The 16,563-nt window shown below is 70.1% G+C and carries 15 protein-coding genes; 14 read left to right on the top strand and 1 reads right to left on the bottom strand.

The genetic code is table 11. The features are described from left to right. Positions 1-121: 121 nt before the first annotated feature. The 3 genes from ACIQWG_RS27660 (at position 122) to rpsD (ending at position 3,100) form a co-directional block, all read left to right on the top strand. On the top strand, positions 122-778 hold the full coding sequence (locus tag ACIQWG_RS27660) for a vitamin K epoxide reductase family protein (protein WP_404100598.1): 657 nt from the start codon (positions 122-124) through the stop codon (positions 776-778). Positions 779-823: 45 nt separating this feature from the next. Continuing rightward, complete coding sequence (locus ACIQWG_RS27655; RefSeq protein WP_404100597.1) at positions 824-2,179, top strand: replication-associated recombination protein A; 1,356 nt, start codon at positions 824-826, stop codon at positions 2,177-2,179. 306 nt (positions 2,180-2,485) lie between these two features. After that, positions 2,486-3,100, top strand: coding sequence for a 30S ribosomal protein S4 (gene rpsD, locus ACIQWG_RS27650; RefSeq protein ID WP_404100595.1), 615 nt, complete (start codon positions 2,486-2,488; stop codon positions 3,098-3,100). Positions 3,101-3,129: 29 nt separating this feature from the next. On the opposite strand, the gene ACIQWG_RS27645 is transcribed toward rpsD, so the two are convergent. After that, positions 3,130-5,280, bottom strand: a complete 2,151-nt coding sequence (locus tag ACIQWG_RS27645; protein ID WP_404100593.1) for an ATP-binding protein — start codon at positions 5,278-5,280, stop codon at positions 3,130-3,132. A 163-nt stretch (positions 5,281-5,443) separates the two neighbouring features. Between ACIQWG_RS27645 and ACIQWG_RS27640 the strand changes: the two genes are divergently transcribed. The 11 genes from ACIQWG_RS27640 to ACIQWG_RS27590 all read left to right on the top strand — a co-directional run bounded on the left by ACIQWG_RS27640 (position 5,444) and on the right by ACIQWG_RS27590 (position 16,488). After that, complete coding sequence (locus ACIQWG_RS27640) at positions 5,444-5,881, top strand: DUF948 domain-containing protein (RefSeq protein ID WP_404100591.1); 438 nt, start codon at positions 5,444-5,446, stop codon at positions 5,879-5,881. A 16-nt stretch (positions 5,882-5,897) separates the two neighbouring features. Then, positions 5,898-6,245: a hypothetical protein gene (locus ACIQWG_RS27635; RefSeq protein WP_404100590.1), complete on the top strand. Its 348-nt coding sequence runs from the start codon at positions 5,898-5,900 to the stop codon at positions 6,243-6,245. Next, positions 6,245-8,917: an alanine--tRNA ligase gene (gene alaS, locus ACIQWG_RS27630; RefSeq protein ID WP_404100588.1), complete on the top strand. Its 2,673-nt coding sequence runs from the start codon at positions 6,245-6,247 to the stop codon at positions 8,915-8,917. The genes ACIQWG_RS27635 and alaS overlap by 1 nt, the downstream gene beginning before the upstream one ends. A gap of 35 nt (positions 8,918-8,952) precedes the next feature. Continuing rightward, positions 8,953-9,417 carry a Holliday junction resolvase RuvX gene (gene ruvX, locus ACIQWG_RS27625; RefSeq protein WP_404101142.1) on the top strand — a complete coding sequence of 155 codons (465 nt, stop codon included), beginning with the start codon at positions 8,953-8,955 and terminating at the stop codon, positions 9,415-9,417. Between the two features lie 124 nt (positions 9,418-9,541). Continuing rightward, on the top strand, positions 9,542-11,269 hold the full coding sequence (mltG, locus tag ACIQWG_RS27620) for an endolytic transglycosylase MltG (protein WP_404100586.1): 1,728 nt from the start codon (positions 9,542-9,544) through the stop codon (positions 11,267-11,269). Then, positions 11,250-12,089, top strand: a complete 840-nt coding sequence (locus tag ACIQWG_RS27615; RefSeq protein ID WP_404100584.1) for a shikimate dehydrogenase — start codon at positions 11,250-11,252, stop codon at positions 12,087-12,089. Before mltG ends, ACIQWG_RS27615 begins: the two co-directional genes overlap by 20 nt. A gap of 52 nt (positions 12,090-12,141) precedes the next feature. Further along, complete coding sequence (locus ACIQWG_RS27610) at positions 12,142-12,471, top strand: hypothetical protein (RefSeq protein WP_404100583.1); 330 nt, start codon at positions 12,142-12,144, stop codon at positions 12,469-12,471. A gap of 182 nt (positions 12,472-12,653) precedes the next feature. After that, on the top strand, positions 12,654-13,838 hold the full coding sequence (gene aroC, locus ACIQWG_RS27605) for a chorismate synthase (protein ID WP_404100581.1): 1,185 nt from the start codon (positions 12,654-12,656) through the stop codon (positions 13,836-13,838). Between the two features lie 32 nt (positions 13,839-13,870). Next, positions 13,871-14,353, top strand: a complete 483-nt coding sequence (locus ACIQWG_RS27600) for a shikimate kinase (RefSeq protein WP_404101141.1) — start codon at positions 13,871-13,873, stop codon at positions 14,351-14,353. Then, positions 14,350-15,441 carry a 3-dehydroquinate synthase gene (gene aroB / locus ACIQWG_RS27595; protein ID WP_404100580.1) on the top strand — a complete coding sequence of 364 codons (1,092 nt, stop codon included), beginning with the start codon at positions 14,350-14,352 and terminating at the stop codon, positions 15,439-15,441. Before ACIQWG_RS27600 ends, aroB begins: the two co-directional genes overlap by 4 nt. 168 nt (positions 15,442-15,609) lie before the next feature. Beyond that, complete coding sequence (locus ACIQWG_RS27590; protein WP_404100578.1) at positions 15,610-16,488, top strand: Pro-rich N-terminal domain-containing protein; 879 nt, start codon at positions 15,610-15,612, stop codon at positions 16,486-16,488. The last annotated feature ends 75 nt before the right edge of the window (positions 16,489-16,563 follow it).

Below are 16,563 nucleotides of genomic sequence, written 5' to 3'. Positions count from 1 at the left end.
AGTGCTTCGGCGTGATCGCGCGTATTTCCTTATACGCAGCGAACGGTGGGCACGCGTGGGTGTGCGGCACAATGTGCCCTGTCCGGAGAAACTCCAGGTCTCAAGTGACGGAATCGGCGTGATGAGCAAGACGACAGTCAAAGACGTCTCCACCGAGCCCGAGCCGAAGCGCGCCGAGGCGCCGCAAACGCTGGGCTCCGGCCGTGCGTTCGCGCTGCTGCTGGTGATCACCGGCGCGGCCGGACTGCTCGCCGCGTGGGTCATCACGATCGACAAGTTCAAGATCCTCGAGGCGAAGGTCGCGGGCGAGACCTTCACGCCCGGCTGTAGCCTCAACCCGATCGTGTCCTGCGGCAGCATCATGGAGAGCAAGCAGGCGGCCGCCTTCGGGTTCCCCAACCCCATGCTCGGCCTCGTCTGTTACGGCATCGTCGTCTGCGTCGGCATGAGCCTGCTCGCCGGCGCCCGCTTTCCGCGCTGGTACTGGCTGACCTTCAACTTCGGCACGCTCTTCGGCGTCGTCTTCTGCACCTGGCTGATGTACCAGTCGCTCTACAACATCAACGCGCTCTGCCTGTGGTGCTCGCTGGCCTGGGCCGCGACGATCACCATGTTCTGGTACGTGACCTCCTTCAACATCCGCAACGGCTTCCTGCGTGCCCCGGGGGCGCTGAAGAGCTTCCTCTCCGAGTTCACGTGGGTGCTCCCGGTGACGCACTGCGGTGTCATCGTGATGCTGATCCTGACCCGCTGGGGCAGCCAGCTCTGGGCCGCCTGACCCGCCCCGGGCCCGATGTCAGTGCGGTGATTTAGGGTTTCCAGCGTGGAGCCCGACCTGTTCACCGCCGCCGCAGAAGAACGCCAGGAGAAGGACCCAGCCGGAAGTCCCCTGGCGGTGCGGATGCGCCCGCGCACCCTCGACGAGGTGGTGGGCCAGCAGCACCTGCTCAAGCCCGGCTCACCCCTGCGCCGACTGGTCGGCGAGGGAGCCAAGGGCCCCGCGGGTCCGTCGTCGGTGATCCTCTGGGGCCCGCCCGGCACCGGCAAGACCACCCTGGCCTACGTCGTCTCCAAGGCCACCAACAAGCGCTTCGTGGAGCTCTCCGCGATCACCGCCGGCGTCAAGGAGGTCCGCGCGGTCATCGACGGCGCCCGCCGCGCCACCGGCGGCTTCGGCAAGGAGACCGTCCTCTTCCTCGACGAGATCCACCGCTTCAGCAAGGCACAGCAGGACTCCCTTCTCCCGGCCGTCGAGAACCGCTGGGTGACCCTGATCGCGGCGACCACCGAGAACCCGTACTTCTCGATCATCTCGCCGCTGCTCTCCCGCTCCCTCCTGCTCACCCTCGAACCCCTCACCGACGACGACATCCGGGACCTGCTGCGGCGCGCCCTGAGTGACGAACGCGGCCTGAAGGACGCCGTCGCACTCCCCGAGGACACCGAGGCGCACCTGCTGCGGATCGCCGGCGGTGACGCCCGCCGCGCCCTGACCGCCCTGGAAGCCGCCGCCGGAGCCGCACTGGACCAGGGCGAGCGCGAGGTCAGCCTCCAGACGCTGGAGCAGACCGTCGACCGGGCCGCCGTGAAGTACGACCGCGACGGCGACCAGCACTACGACGTGGCCAGCGCCCTGATCAAGTCCATCCGGGGCTCCGACGTCGACGCCGCCCTGCACTATCTGGCCCGGATGATCGAGGCCGGCGAGGACCCCCGGTTCATCGCCCGCCGCCTGATGATCTCCGCCAGCGAGGACATCGGCCTCGCCGATCCGAACGCCCTGCCGATCGCGGTCGCCGCGGCCCAGGCCGTCGCCATGATCGGCTTCCCCGAAGCCGCCCTCACCCTCAGCCACGCCACCATCGCGCTCGCGCTCGCCCCCAAGTCCAACGCCGCGACCACCGCGATCGGCGCCGCCCTGGACGACGTACGCAAGGGACTGGCGGGCCCGGTCCCGCCTCACCTGCGTGACGGGCACTACAAGGGCGCCGCCAAGCTCGGGCACGCGCAGGGGTACGTGTATCCGCACGACCTGGCGGAGGGCATCGCCGAGCAGCAGTACGCCCCGGACGCCCTCAAGGACAGCGAGTACTACACCCCGACCCGGCACGGCGCCGAGGCGCGGTACGCGGACGCGGTGGAGTGGACCAGGAAACGCCTCGGTCGCAAGCGGTCCTGAGCACCCTGTAAACTTCTCCGAAGTGCTGTGTCCTGTGCTGTCAGAACGGGACGGTCAGCCGGAGCCGGTTCAGGACACGTCCCGGAGCGGTTCCAGGAGCGTCGCGCACCGTCGATCGGTGTCGCGGGCAGCCCACCACCACTCGTCGCAGGACGGGACCGGTCGGTGGGCCACTCGCGTGCTGCACGTATGTGCCCAGACCAGGGGAGCGGCTGCCCGGGAGGTCCTCGGACCTCAAGGGTTTCCCCGGCTGCGGATGCGACCTCCCTCAACCCTGACGAGCCGAACACTGAGAAATGAGAGATTGTGGCGAACCAGTCCCGCCCCAAGGTCAAGAAGTCGCGTGCCCTCGGCATCGCGCTGACCCCGAAGGCCGTCAAGTACTTCGAGGCCCGTCCCTACCCGCCGGGTGAGCACGGCCGTGGCCGCAAGCAGAACTCGGACTACAAGGTCCGTCTGCTGGAGAAGCAGCGTCTGCGTGCGCAGTACGACGTGTCCGAGCGTCAGCTCGTTCGCGCCTACGAGCGTGCCTCCAAGGTTCAGGGCAAGACCGGTGAGGCCCTGATCATCGAGCTCGAGCGTCGTCTCGACGCCCTGGTCCTGCGTTCGGGCATCGCCCGCACCATCTACCAGGCCCGTCAGATGGTCGTTCACGGCCACATCGAGGTCAACGGCCAGAAGGTCGACAAGCCGTCGTTCCGCGTCCGTCCCGACGACGTCGTGATGGTCCGCGAGCGCAGCCGCGAGAAGACCCTCTTCTCCATCTCCCGTGAGGGTGGCTTCGCCCCCGACGGCGAGATCCCGCGCTACCTCCAGGTGAACCTCAAGGCCCTGGCGTTCCGCCTGGACCGTGAGCCGAACCGCAAGGAGATCCCGGTGATCTGCGACGAGCAGCTCGTCGTCGAGTACTACGCCCGTTGATCCTTCAGCGGTCGTAGGACACCTGCGCCTCAGCCCGTCGTCTCCCCGCCCTTCCGGGTGGGGGAGCCGGCGGGCTTTCGCATGGTCAGAATCGCCCTGACATGCCGAACCGAGTCGTGCGGCGGCACGTCCGAAGACGGCCTGCCCAGCGCCCTGCGCACCGCCGCCTCCCGGCCGAGCGCCCTGCCCTGCCGTACGCACTCCTCGTACCGGTCGTCGCCGAGCGCCGTCCGCGCCGCCCTCTCGCACAGCTCGTGCGGGGCGTTGAAAGAGGCCGAGCCGAACAGCGGCACACCGACCGACGGCCACATCCCGGCCGCCGCGCCCTGGAGCAGGGCGGCCTCCGCGGCATCGCCCTCCGCACCGGTGACCAGTGCCAGCAGTTCCACGGCCAGCACCGAGCCGAGCAGGTCGTGGAAGGAGTGGGCGCTGGTCAGGCAGTCCGTCAGCAGGGCGCGGGCGTCGGACAGGCCGCCGTCGGCCCAGGCGGCGTACGCCAGGACGTACAGCGCGTAGGAGCGCGCCCAGCGCTCGCCGTGGTCCTCGCACACCTGGCGCACGTCCTCGCACCACCGCACCGCGTCCGGCAGATCGCCCTGGAACGCCCGTGTCATCGCCAGCTCGACCTGGCCCATCAGCACATTGCTGTTGAGCTCACCGATCTCCTGATAGCGGTCGAGCGCCGAACGCAGCAGCGCCTCCGCGCGTTCCATGTCGTCCGAGAGCAGCGCCAGACAGCCCATGCGGTGCTCCGCGTAGGCCAGCGCCGTGAGGTCGCCCGCCTGTTCCGCCTCCTCCCGGCACTCCAGGAGCACCCTGAGAGCGGGCACCGAGTCGCCTTGCAGGATCGCCACATAGCCGAGCACCCACAACGCCTTCAGCCGCGACCGCCCCCACCCGGAGCCCAGCTCCACCGCCTGCTCCAGCCAGCGCCGCCCCTCCGACAGCCGGCCGCAGCCGACCCAGTGGAACCACAGGGAGCCCGCGAGATGCTGCCCCAGATGGGCCTCGTCCGGCTCGCTCAGGCAGTGCTCCAGGGCGCGCCGCAGATTCGGCAGCTCCGCCTCGACGCGCGTGGCCACCTCGCCCTGCCGCGGCGAGAACCACTCCAGCTCGCACCACGTCGTCAGACCCAGGTACCAGTCGCGGTGCCGGCGCCGCAGCCGGGCCGCGTCCCCGGTCGCCGCCAGCCAGTCCGCGCCGTAGGCCCGGATCGTGTCCAGCATCCGGTAGCGCACACCCTCCCCGGTCTCCTCGCGCGCGACCACGGACTGGGCCAGCAACGCCGAGAGCACGTCGAGAACGTCATCGGCGTGCAGACCCTGCCCGCCGCACACGTACTCGACCGCGTCCAGGTCGAACCGGTCCGCGAACACCGACAGCCGCGCCCACAGCAACCGCTCCTCGGGCGTGCACAGTTCGTGGCTCCAGCCGACCGTCGTGCGCAGCGTCCGATGCCGCGGCAGGGCGTCCTGCCCGCCCCCGGTCAGCAGCCGGAACCGGTCGTCGAGCCGCTCGAGCAGCTGCCCCGGCGACAGCATCCGCAGCCGCCCCGCCGCCAGCTCGATCGCGAGCGGGATCCCGTCCAGACGCCGGCACAACTCCCGTACGTCCCCGTCGTCCCGCACGGGCGTACCGTGCCGGCCCGCCCGCTCCACGAAGAGCTCCACCGCGTCGTCCTCGCCCAGTGGCGCCAGCGGGAACAGCCGCTCGCCCGCCACACCCAGCGGTCGCCGCCCCACGGCGAGCACGCTCAGCCCCGGCACCCGGCGCAGCAGATCCGTCGCCAGCCGCGCGCAGGCCTCGACCAGGTGCTCGAAGCCGTCCAGGATCAGCAGGACTTCACGCCCCGCGAGATGCGCCAGCAGCGTCTCGCGGGGGAGGCGCGTGGTGTGGTCGGTCAGACCCAGCGCCTCCACGACCGCGTAACCGACGAACTCCGGGTCGCGGACCGGCGCCAACTCCACGTGCCGCACGCCGTCCCGGGGAGCACACCGCGAGGCGGCCCGCGTGGCCAGCCGTGACTTGCCGACCCCGCCGGCTCCGGTCACCGTCACCAGCCGCCCGGCGCCGAGCGCCGCGGTCAGCTCGGCGAGTTCCGCCGTGCGGCCCACGAACGTGCTCAGTTCCAGGGGCAGATCGCCGGAGTCGGGGGAGTGGGGGCGCCGTTGATCCCGCATGAGATACGGAGCGTACTCAACCGTAATCACTCCGTACAATCGCTTCGCGTGACCCGGCCCCCCGCGGGCGCCGATCCGGTGTGGAACGGCGTCGTCGGCGCGATAGGCTCGGTGCACGACTTTTTCGATGTAGACCGATGCAGAGGCACGTTTCAGGGAGCGGGTGCACACAGTGTCCGGTGGAGAGGTTGCCGGGATCCTGGTGGCCGTCTTCTGGGCGATCCTGGTCTCCTTCCTCGCCGTCGCGTTGGCGAGGCTGGCCCAGACGCTCAAGGCGACCACCAAGCTCGTCGCGGATGTGACCGATCAGGCGGTCCCGCTCCTGGCAGAGGCGTCCACGGCGGTGCGCTCCGCGCAGACCCAGATCGACCGGGTCGACGCCATCGCCTCCGACGTCCAGGAGGTCACGTCGAACGCCTCCGCCCTGTCGACCACCGTCGCCTCCACCTTCGGCGGCCCCCTGGTCAAGGTCGCGGCCTTCGGCTACGGCGTGCGCCGGGCCCTCGGCGGCCGCAAGCAGGAGGACCTGCCCGCGAAGTCGCCCCGGCGTAACGTGATCGTGGGCCGGACGGTCCCCACCGCACGACGCAAGCGGAAGTAAGGACTGAGACCGAGCGATGTTCCGCCGTACGTTCTGGTTCAGCACGGGTGTCGCCGCCGGTGTCTGGGCCACCACCAAGGTCAACCGCAAGCTCAAGCAGCTGACCCCGGAGAGCCTCGCCGCGACCGCGGCGAACAAGGCCCTGGAGACCGGTCAGCGCCTGAAGGACCGCGCGGTCGGCTTCGCGCTCGACGTCCGCGACAACATGGCCCAGCGGGAGGCCGAGCTGGAGGACGCGCTCGGCATCCAGGACAACCCCGAACTCCCCGAGCCCCGGCGGTACGCCGCCATCGAGAACGACCGCAACAACCCGAAGTACGTCGACAACCAGACGTACTCGTACAACCGAAACGAGGACCACTGATGGAGTCGGCTGAGATTCGCCGCCGCTGGCTGAGCTTCTTCGAGGAGCGCGGGCACACCGTCGTCCCTTCGGCGTCGCTCATCGCGGACGACCCGACTCTGCTCCTCGTCCCCGCCGGCATGGTGCCCTTCAAGCCCTACTTCCTGGGTGAGGTCAAGCCGCCCTTCGACCGCGCCACCAGCGTGCAGAAGTGCGTGCGCACGCCGGACATCGAAGAGGTCGGCAAGACCACCCGGCACGGCACCTTCTTCCAGATGTGCGGCAACTTCTCCTTCGGTGACTACTTCAAGGAAGGCGCCATCAAGTACGCCTGGGAGCTGCTCACCAGCCCCCAGGACAAGGGTGGTTACGGCCTGGAGCCGGAGAAGCTCTGGATCACCGTCTACAAGGACGACGACGAGGCCGAGCGCATCTGGCACGACGTCGTCGGCGTGCCGAAGGAGCGCATCCAGCGCCTCGGCATGAAGGACAACTACTGGTCGATGGGCGTCCCCGGACCCTGCGGCCCCTGCTCCGAGATCAACTACGACCGCGGCCCCGAGTTCGGCGTCGAGGGCGGCCCCGCCGTCAACGACGAGCGGTACGTGGAGATCTGGAACCTCGTCTTCATGCAGTACGAGCGTGGCGAGGGCATCGGCAAGGACAACTTCGAGATCCTCGGCGAGCTCCCGAGCAAGAACATCGACACGGGCCTCGGCCTGGAGCGACTCGCCATGATTCTGCAAGGCGTGCAGAACATGTACGAGATCGACACGTCCATGGCGGTCATCAACAAGGCCACCGAGCTGACCGGTGTCGCCTACGGCGACGCCCACGGCTCGGACGTCTCCCTGCGCGTGGTCACCGACCACATGCGGACGTCCGTGATGCTCATCGGCGACGGCGTCACCCCCGGCAACGAGGGCCGCGGCTACGTGCTGCGCCGCATCATGCGTCGCGCCATCCGCAACATGCGTCTGCTCGGTGCCACCGGTCCGGTCGTCAAGGACCTCATCGACGTCGTGATCGCCATGATGGGCCAGCAGTACCCTGAGCTGATCACCGACCGCGAGCGCATCGAGAAGGTTGCCCTCGCGGAGGAGAACGCCTTCCTCAAGACGCTGAAGGCCGGCACCAACATCCTCGACACGGCCGTCTCCGACACCAAGGCCGCGGGCTCCAGCGTGCTGGCCGGCGACAAGGCCTTCCTGCTCCACGACACCTGGGGCTTCCCGATCGACCTCACCCTGGAGATGGCCGCCGAGCAGGGCCTCTCCGTGGACGAGGACGGCTTCCGGCGCCTGATGAAGGAGCAGCGGGAGCGCGCCAAGGCCGACGCCCAGGCCAAGAAGACCGGGCACGCCGGCGCCGGCGCCTACCGGGAGATCGCCGACAAGACCGGCGCGACCGAGTTCATCGGCTACAGCGACACCGAGGGCGAGTCCACGATCGTCGGCATCCTCGTCGACGGCGCCTCCTCCCCGGCCGCCACCGAGGGCGACGAGGTCGAGATCGTCCTCGACCGCACCCCGTTCTACGCCGAGGGCGGCGGTCAGATCGGCGACACCGGCCGCATCAAGGTGGACACCGGTGCCGTGATCGAGATCCGCGACTGCCAGAAGCCGGTCCCGGGCGTCTACGTCCACAAGGGCGTCGTCCAGGTCGGCGAGGTCACGGTCGGTGCCAAGGCCCACGCCTCGATCGACTCGCTGCGCCGCCGCGCCATCGCCCGCGCCCACTCGGCCACGCACCTCACCCACCAGGCCCTGCGTGACGCCCTCGGCCCGACGGCCGCCCAGGCCGGTTCCGAGAACCAGCCGGGTCGCTTCCGCTTCGACTTCGGTTCTCCGGCCGCCGTGCCGACGGCCGTGATGACCGACGTCGAGCAGAAGATCAACGAGGTGCTCGCCCGCGACCTCGACGTGCACGCCGAGGTCATGGGCATCGACGACGCCAAGAAGCAGGGCGCCATCGCCGAGTTCGGTGAGAAGTACGGCGAGCGGGTCCGTGTGGTGACCATCGGCGACTTCTCCAAGGAGCTGTGCGGCGGCACCCACGTGCACAACACCGCCCAGCTCGGCCTGGTGAAGCTGCTGGGCGAGTCGTCCATCGGCTCCGGTGTGCGCCGTATCGAGGCCCTCGTCGGCGTGGACGCCTACAACTTCCTCGCCCGGGAGCACACGGTCGTCGCCCAGCTCCAGGAGCTGATCAAGGGCCGTCCGGAGGAGCTCCCGGAGAAGGTCTCCGCCATGCTCGGCAAGCTGAAGGACGCCGAGAAGGAGATCGAGAAGTTCCGCGCGGAGAAGGTGCTCCAGGCTGCCGCCGGTCTCGCCGAGTCCGCCAAGGACGTGCGCGGCATCGCCGTCGTCACCGGTCAGGTGCCGGACGGCACCACGCCGGACGACCTGCGCAAGCTGGTCCTCGACGTGCGCGGCCGCATCCAGGGCGGACGTGCCGCCGTGGTCGCACTGTTCACCGTGAACAACGGCAAGCCGCTGACGGTCATCGCCACCAACGACGCCGCCCGTGACCGCGGCCTCAAGGCCGGTGACCTGGTCCGCACCGCCGCCAAGACCCTCGGCGGCGGCGGTGGCGGCAAGCCGGACGTCGCCCAGGGCGGCGGCCAGAACCCGGCCGCCGTCGGCGAGGCCGTCGACGCCGTCGAGCGGCTCGTGGCGGAAACGGCCAAGTGAGCGAAGACACACAGGCAAGGGGCGACGGCCGGGGCATGCGCCGCGGCCGTCGTCTGGCCATCGACGTGGGCGACGCCCGTATCGGCGTCGCCTCGTGCGACCCCGACGGAATCCTCGCCACCCCGGTGGAGACGGTCCCGGGCCGGGACGTCCCCGCAGCTCACAGGCGCCTGAAGCAACTCGTCGAGGAGTACGAGCCCCTTGAGGTCGTCGTCGGCCTGCCCCGCTCCCTCAAGGGCGGCGAGGGCCCTGCCGCGGTCAAGGTCAGGGGCTTCGCCCAGGAACTGGCCCGCATGATCGCGCCCGTACCGGTCAGGCTCGTGGACGAGCGGATGACGACCGTGACGGCCAGTCAGGGACTGCGTGCCTCGGGCGTGAAATCGAAGAAGGGCAGATCGGTCATCGACCAGGCTGCCGCCGTGATCATCCTTCAGCAGGCGCTCGAATCCGAACGGGTGTCAGGTAAAGCTCCGGGAGAGAGCGTCGAAGTGGTTATCTGATCGCGATACGGTAACGTTCCGCGCGATGCGCCGGTGTTCGAACAGCCGGCGCACAAAGAGAGGCGGGACGGGAGCCGGATCTACAGCAGCCGCGTGACCGCCGCCTCGCGGCTCTAGGGGATCGATGACTGAGTATGGCCGGGGCCCAGGCTCCGAACCGTGGCATCCCGAGGACCCGTTGTTCGGGGACGGCGGATGGGAAGGGCAGCAGGCCCACACGGGCCAGCAGGCTGCCTACGGCGGCCAGCAGCAGCACTATCCGCAGCAGCCGCAGCAGTCAGGCCACTACGGCGACTGGGCCGACGGCCAGCAGGCCCCGTACGGTCAGGCGCAGCAGCAGTACCAGCAGCAGGGTCAGCACTATCCGCAGCAGGGTCAGCAGTACCCGCAGCAGGGCCAGCAGTACCCGCAGCAGTACGACCAGCAGCACTACGCGGGTCACGGACAGCAGTCGTACGACAACAACGGCTGGGCGACCGGCAGTCACTCGCACGTCCAGTACCCCGACCCCGGCGACCCGTACGGGCAGCAGCAGTCCGCGGGGTACGGCGGTGAGCAGGCCGACTACTACGGCACGCCCGAGGCGTACCCGCCGCCGGCACCGCCGAGCCGTCGGCGGGCCGAGCCCGAGCCGCCCGAGACCGAGTGGGATCCGGGCCCGGACCAGGGCGAACACGCCTTCTTCGCCGGTGGCGGCGATGACGACGACGACTCCGACGACGAGTCGGGCGGCGGCCGCGGTCGCGGCGACCGGCGGGGCGGCAAGCCCAAGAAACGGCGCAGCGGACTCGCCTGTCTGGTGATCGTGGGCGTGTTCGGCGGAGTCGTCGCCGGAGTCGGATATTTCGGGTACCAGTTTTACCAGGATCGTTTCGGCACGGCCCCCGACTATGCCGGGGACGGCACGGGCGAGACCGTCACCGTCGAGATCCCGAAGGGCGCGCTCGGCAATCAGATCGGCCAGGCGCTCAAGCAGGCCGGCGTCGTCAAGAGCGTCGATGCCTTCGTCGCCGCCCAGTCGCAGAATCCCGAGGGCAAGTCGATCCAGGCCGGCGCCTATCTGCTGCACAAGCAGATGTCCGCCGAGAGCGCCGTCGCGATGATGCTCGACCCGAAGAGCCAGAACAACGTTCTGGTCCGGCCGGGCGATCGCAATGTGGCCGTCTACAAGGCCATCGATGAACAGCTCGATCTCTCGTCCGGCACCACCAAGAAGGTCGCCGAGCAGAAATACGAGAGCCTCGGACTGCCGAGCTGGGCCAACGACAACAGTGAAATCAAGGACCCCCTGGAGGGCTTCCTCTATCCGGGCACCTATCCCGCCGCCAAGGGCATGAAGCCCGAGGCCGTGCTCAAGGGAATGGTGTCCCAGGCCGCCGACAAGTACGAGGCGCTCGACCTGGAGGCCAAGGCCAAGGCGCTCAAGCTGGACAGCCCCTTGCAGCTCATCACGGTCGCCAGCCTCGTCCAGGCCGAGGGAAAGACCGACGACGACTACCGCAAGATGGCGGAAGTGGTCTACAACCGCCTCGACCGCGCGAACCCCGAGACCTACGGTCTGCTCCAGTTCGACTCGACCTTCAATTACCTGAAGGGCGAGAGCAACATCAATATCAGCGAATCCGAGATCAACAAGAACCAGGACCCGTACAACACGTACACGCAGAAGGGTCTGCCGCCCGGGCCGATCGGCAACCCGGGCGAGGGCGCGATCAAGGGGGCACTGAGCCCGACCGACCAGGGCTGGTACTACTTCGTCGCGGTCGACGGCGTGAGCAAGACCGAATTCGCCAAGACCCACGCGGAATTCCAGAAGCTCAAGGACAAGTTCAATGAGAGCTCGGGCAACTGACGCCCGCCGGGCCGCCGTACTCGGCAAGCCCATCGCCCACTCCCTCTCCCCGGTGCTGCACCGGGCCGCCTACGAGGAACTGGGGCTCACCGACTGGTCGTACGACCGGTTCGAGATCGACGAGGCCGCGCTGCCAGGGTTCTTCGCGGAACTCGGCCCGGAGTGGGCCGGACTGTCGCTGACCATGCCGCTCAAGCGGGCGGTCATCCCGCTGCTGGACGAGATCAGCGAGACGGCGGCCTCCGTCGATGCCGTCAACACGGTCGTGTGCGCCGAGGACGGCCGTCGCGTCGGCGACAACACCGACATCCCGGGCATCATCGCGGCGCTGCGCGAACACGGCATCGAGCAGGTCGACTCGGCCGCGATCCTCGGCGCCGGCGCCACGGCGTCCTCCGCGCTGGCCGCGCTGGCCCGCGTCTGCACCGGCGAGGTCGTGGCGTACGTACGCAGCGAGGCCCGCGCCGCCGAGATGCGGCAGTGGGGCGAGCGGCTCGACGTGGACGTCCGTACCGCGGACTGGGCCGACGCGGAACGGGCGCTGCACGCCCCGCTGGTGATCGCGACCACCCCGGCCGGTACGACCGACGCGCTCGCCGCCGCCGTACCGGAGCGCCCCGCCACCCTGTTCGACGTGCTCTACGACCCCTGGCCCACCGCGCTGGCGGCCCGCTGGTCGATGTTCGGCGGAGCCGTCGTCAGCGGGCTCGACCTGCTGGTGCACCAGGCCGTGCTCCAGGTGGAGCAGATGACCGGCCGGGCTCCGGCACCCCTGGAGGCCATGCGAAAAGCGGGGGAGCGCGCTCTCGCGAACCGCTAAGATCCGCTGAGTTCCGCAGGGGGCGGAGAGGATCCGAGGGGGAGTTCGAGCAGTGTCCACTGGTGTGCCGCTGGCGTCCGGCAAGAGCGAGATATTCGAGGTCGTCCTTCAGTTCATGCCGGACTGGGTGCAGATCCCTGTGCTCGTCCTGATCGTGCTGCTCGTCGTCGGGTCGTGGGTCTTCAAGCTGAAGCGCAAGATCGACCGCCGACGTGCGAGGCGCCAGGGACAGACCGTCCAGGTGGTGGTGCCGCACGGCGAGGAGCGGGGCGCCGACTTCCTGGGCCCGTACGCGCCCCAGCGGCAGACCGCCGAGCCGAGCGGTGCCGACTTCCTCGGCGCGTACGCCCCGCAGCGGCCGGGGGGCAACAGCCCCGCCTGACACGGCCGGCGCCGGCCATGTCAGCTTTCCGTCCGTCTGGTGGACCGGCGGCCGGTGACGGCCGCTGGACGTGGGAGGATCGAAGGTGGCGGGCCGGGGCCGCGCACCTGGTCACGCCGTCGACGTACGCGAGGACGCGCGTACGCAGGGCAGTACCAGGGCGCGAGCACTGAGGAGCACCGTTGAGCAGGTTGCGCTGGCTGACCGCGGGGGAGTCCCACGGTCCCGCACTCGTGGCGACGCTGGAGGGCCTTCCCGCCGGCGTGCCGATCACCACGGAGATGGTGGCGGACCACCTGGCCCGGCGCCGGCTCGGCTATGGACGCGGTGCGCGCATGAAGTTCGAGCGCGACGAGGTCACCTTCATCGGCGGCGTCCGGCACGGTCTCACCCTCGGTTCCCCGGTCGCGATCATGGTGGGCAACACCGAGTGGCCCAAGTGGGAGCAGGTCATGTCGGCCGACCCGGTCGACCCGGAGATCCTGGCCGGCCTCGCCCGCAACGCGCCGCTGACCCGGCCGCGGCCCGGCCACGCCGACCTCGCCGGTATGCAGAAGTACGGCTTCGACGAGGCCCGGCCGATCCTGGAGCGCGCCTCCGCACGAGAGACCGCCGCCCGGGTGGCGCTGGGCGCGGTGGCCCGGTCGTACATCAAGGAGACGGCCGGCATCGAGATCGTCAGCCATGTCGTCGAGCTGTGCTCCGTGAAGGCCCCGCAGGGTGTGTACCCGACGCCGGCCGACGTCGAGAAGCTGGACGCCGACCCGCTACGCTGCCTGGACGCGGACGCCTCGAAGGCGATGGTCGCCGAGGTCGACCAGGCCCACAAGGACGGCGACACCCTCGGCGGTGTGGTCGAGATCCTGGCCTATGGCGTACCCGTCGGCCTCGGCTCGCACGTCCACTGGGACCGCAAGCTGGACGCCCGCCTCGCCGGCGCGCTCATGGGCATCCAGGCCATCAAGGGCGTCGAGGTCGGCGACGGCTTCGAGCTGGCACGGGTGCCGGGCTCCAAGGCGCACGACGAGATCGTGAACACGCCGGAAGGCATCCGCCGCGTCTCCGGCCGCTCGGGCGGTACCGAGGGCGGCCTGACCACGGGTGAGCTGCTGCGGGTCCGCGCCGCGATGAAGCCGATCGCGACCGTGCCGCGCGCTCTTCAGACGGTCGACGTGACGACCGGTGAGGCGACGCAGGCCCACCACCAGCGCTCCGACGTCTCGGCCGTTCCGGCGGCCGGCATCGTCGCCGAGGCCATGGTGGCGCTGGTCGTCGCGGACGCGGTGGCGGAGAAGTTCGGTGGCGACAGCGTGGCCGAGACCCGCCGCAATGTGGCCTCCTACCTCGACAACCTGGCCATCCGGTGAGCGCAACGCCTGTGATCGTGCTGGTCGGGCCGATGGGCGTGGGCAAGTCCACGGTCGGGCAGCTGCTGGCCGACCGGCTCGGGGTCGCCTACCGGGACACCGACGACGACATCGTGACCGAGCAGGGCCGGACCATCGCCGAGATCTTCGTCGACGAGGGCGAGCCGGCCTTCCGGTCCCTCGAGAAGCTGGCCGTGGGCCGGGCGCTCGCCGAGCACGACGGTGTCCTCGCGCTGGGCGGCGGCTCGATCCTGGACGAGGAGACGCGGGCGCTGCTGGAAGGGCAGCGGGTCGTGTACCTGTCGATGGACGTCGAGGAAGCGGTCAAGCGCACCGGCCTGAACGCCGCCCGCCCGCTACTCGCGGTCAACCCGCGCAAGCAGTGGCGGGAGCTGATGGAGGCCCGTCGGCATCTGTACGAGTCGGTGGCCACGGCGGTCGTGGCGACCGATGGCCGGACACCTGAAGAGGTGACTCAAGCCGCCCTGGACGCACTGGAGTTGAAGGACGCATGACTGAGGCAGTGACGCGGATCCAGGTCGGTGGTACGGCGGGCAGCGAGCCGTACGAGGTCCTGGTGGGCCATCAGCTCCTGGGCGAGCTGGGCGGGTTGGTCGGTGGCCGGGCCAAGCGGGTCGCCGTGATCCACCCCGAGGCGCTGGCCGAGACCGGCGAGGCGCTGCGGGCCGATCTGGCCGAGCAGGGCTACGAGGCGGTCGCCATCCAGGTGCCGAACGCGGAAGAGGCGAAGACCGCCGAGGTCGCGGCCTACTGCTGGAAGGCGCTGGGCCAGTCCGGGTTCACCCGCTCCGACGTGATCGTCGGGGTCGGCGGCGGCGCGACCACCGACCTCGCCGGGTTCGTGGCGGCGACCTGGCTGCGCGGGGTGCGCTGGATCGCGGTCCCGACCACCGTGCTGGCCATGGTCGATGCGGCCGTCGGCGGCAAGACCGGCATCAACACCGCCGAGGGCAAGAACCTCGTGGGCGCCTTCCACCCGCCGGCCGGCGTGCTGTGCGACCTGGCGGCCCTGGAGTCCCTCCCGGTCAACGACTACGTCTCGGGCCTCGCGGAGATCATCAAGGCCGGTTTCATCGCCGACCCGGCGATCCTGGAGCTGATCGAGGCCGACCCGCAGGCCGCGCGCACCCCGGCGGGCCCGCACACCGCCGAGCTCATCGAGCGCTCGATCCGGGTCAAGGCCGAGGTCGTCTCCTCGGACCTGAAGGAGTCGGGCCTCAGGGAGATCCTCAACTACGGCCACACGCTCGGCCACGCCATCGAGAAGAACGAGCGCTACAAGTGGCGGCACGGCGCGGCGGTGGCCGTCGGCATGCACTTCGCCGCCGAACTCGGGCGTCTCGCGGGGCGGTTGGACGATGCGACGGCGGACCGGCACCGCACCGTCCTGGAATCGGTGGGCCTGCCGCTGCACTACCGCTACGACCAGTGGCCCAAGCTGCTGGAGACGATGAAGGTCGACAAGAAGTCCCGCGGTGACCTGCTGCGCTTCATCGTCCTGGACGGCCTCGCCAAGCCGACCGTCATGGAGGGGCCGGACCCGGCGGTGCTGCTCGCCGCGTACGGCGAAGTCGGCCAGTAAGTCCGTCGAACCACCCTTCCGTCCGATTCGCCTGTGGCGATGGGCACTTCGGACCGCCACCGGCCGTTCACCAAACGGCGGCCGGGGGCGGTACCGTTCGGTAGGGAGCGGGCAGGAGCCCCGCTGCCAGCGCCAATGGCCATGGAAGACGAGACGGAGTGGCACCGGATGCAGCACGCAGTGGGTTCTCCGCTGCCGCCGCCCCACGAGTCGGGGCACGGCTGGTCGCCGGCCGGACAGCCCCCGGGTGCGCACCACCCGGGCCACCAGGGACCCGCCCCGCACCAGGGCTCCGCTCCGGTGCCCCCGCCGCCCCCGGCACCGGGCTTCACCCCGCCCGGACCGGCCGTGCACGCGCCACAGTCCCCGCAGCCCGCCCCGGTCCCGCCGGTCCCGCCTGTCCCTGACACGACGGGTCATGTCCCGCTGCCGCCCGGCGGTCCCGTCGGCATGCCGAGCGCCCCGCCCACGAGCGTCCCCGACCCGGCGACCACGACCATCGCGGTGCTGCTCATCGGCCCGGCCGGCGCCGGCAAGACGAGCGTCGCGAAGTACTGGGCGGAGCACCGCCGCGTCCCCACGGCCCACATCAGCCTCGACGACGTCCGCGAATGGGTCCGCTCGGGCTTCGCCGACCCCCAGTCCGGGTGGAACGACAACTCCGAGGCCCAGTACCGCCTGGCCCGCCGCACCTGCGGCTTCGCCGCGCGGAACTTCCTGGCCAACGGGATCTCCTGCATCCTCGACGACGCCGTCTTCCCCGACCGTCCGGTCGTCGGCCTCGGCGGCTGGAAGCGTCACGTCGGTCCCGGGTTGCTGCCGGTGGTCCTGCTCCCGGGCCTGGAGATCGTGCTGGAGCGCAACGCCGAGCGCTCGGGCAACCGCCGCCTCACCGACGAGGAGGTCGCCCGTATCCACGGCCGTATGGCGGGCTGGTACGGCTCGGGTCTGCCGATCATCGACAATTCCCAGCTGGACGTGCCACAGACGGCTCGGGTCCTGGACGACGTACTGGCAAGATCAATAGCAAGCCCCCCGAACTGGTAGCCAACGTAAGTGGAGCGCCCTCAGGGGCGCGGGGAACTGCGCGACAAACCCCCACTCACTGGCAGCCGGCACACA

The organism is Streptomyces sp. NPDC098781, assembly GCF_044759995.1.
Taxonomy (GTDB): domain Bacteria; phylum Actinomycetota; class Actinomycetes; order Streptomycetales; family Streptomycetaceae; genus Streptomyces.
This window is presented reverse-complemented; position numbering and strand designations above follow the sequence as displayed.

What these genes read in the sequence shown, in the direction of transcription:
- ACIQWG_RS27660 (WP_404100598.1), top strand. Translation starts at nt 122, where the DNA reads ATGAGCAAGACGACAGTCAAAGACGTCTCCACCGAGCCCGAGCCGAAG.
- ACIQWG_RS27645 (WP_404100593.1), bottom strand. Translation starts at nt 5,280, where the DNA reads ATGCGGGATCAACGGCGCCCCCACTCCCCCGACTCCGGCGATCTGCCC.
- ACIQWG_RS27635 (WP_404100590.1), top strand. Translation starts at nt 5,898, where the DNA reads ATGTTCCGCCGTACGTTCTGGTTCAGCACGGGTGTCGCCGCCGGTGTC.
- alaS (WP_404100588.1), top strand. Translation starts at nt 6,245, where the DNA reads ATGGAGTCGGCTGAGATTCGCCGCCGCTGGCTGAGCTTCTTCGAGGAG.
- ruvX (WP_404101142.1), top strand. Translation starts at nt 8,953, where the DNA reads ATGCGCCGCGGCCGTCGTCTGGCCATCGACGTGGGCGACGCCCGTATC.
- mltG (WP_404100586.1), top strand. Translation starts at nt 9,542, where the DNA reads ATGACTGAGTATGGCCGGGGCCCAGGCTCCGAACCGTGGCATCCCGAG.
- ACIQWG_RS27615 (WP_404100584.1), top strand. Translation starts at nt 11,250, where the DNA reads ATGAGAGCTCGGGCAACTGACGCCCGCCGGGCCGCCGTACTCGGCAAG.
- ACIQWG_RS27600 (WP_404101141.1), top strand. Translation starts at nt 13,871, where the DNA reads ATGGGCGTGGGCAAGTCCACGGTCGGGCAGCTGCTGGCCGACCGGCTC.
- aroB (WP_404100580.1), top strand. Translation starts at nt 14,350, where the DNA reads ATGACTGAGGCAGTGACGCGGATCCAGGTCGGTGGTACGGCGGGCAGC.
- ACIQWG_RS27590 (WP_404100578.1), top strand. Translation starts at nt 15,610, where the DNA reads ATGCAGCACGCAGTGGGTTCTCCGCTGCCGCCGCCCCACGAGTCGGGG.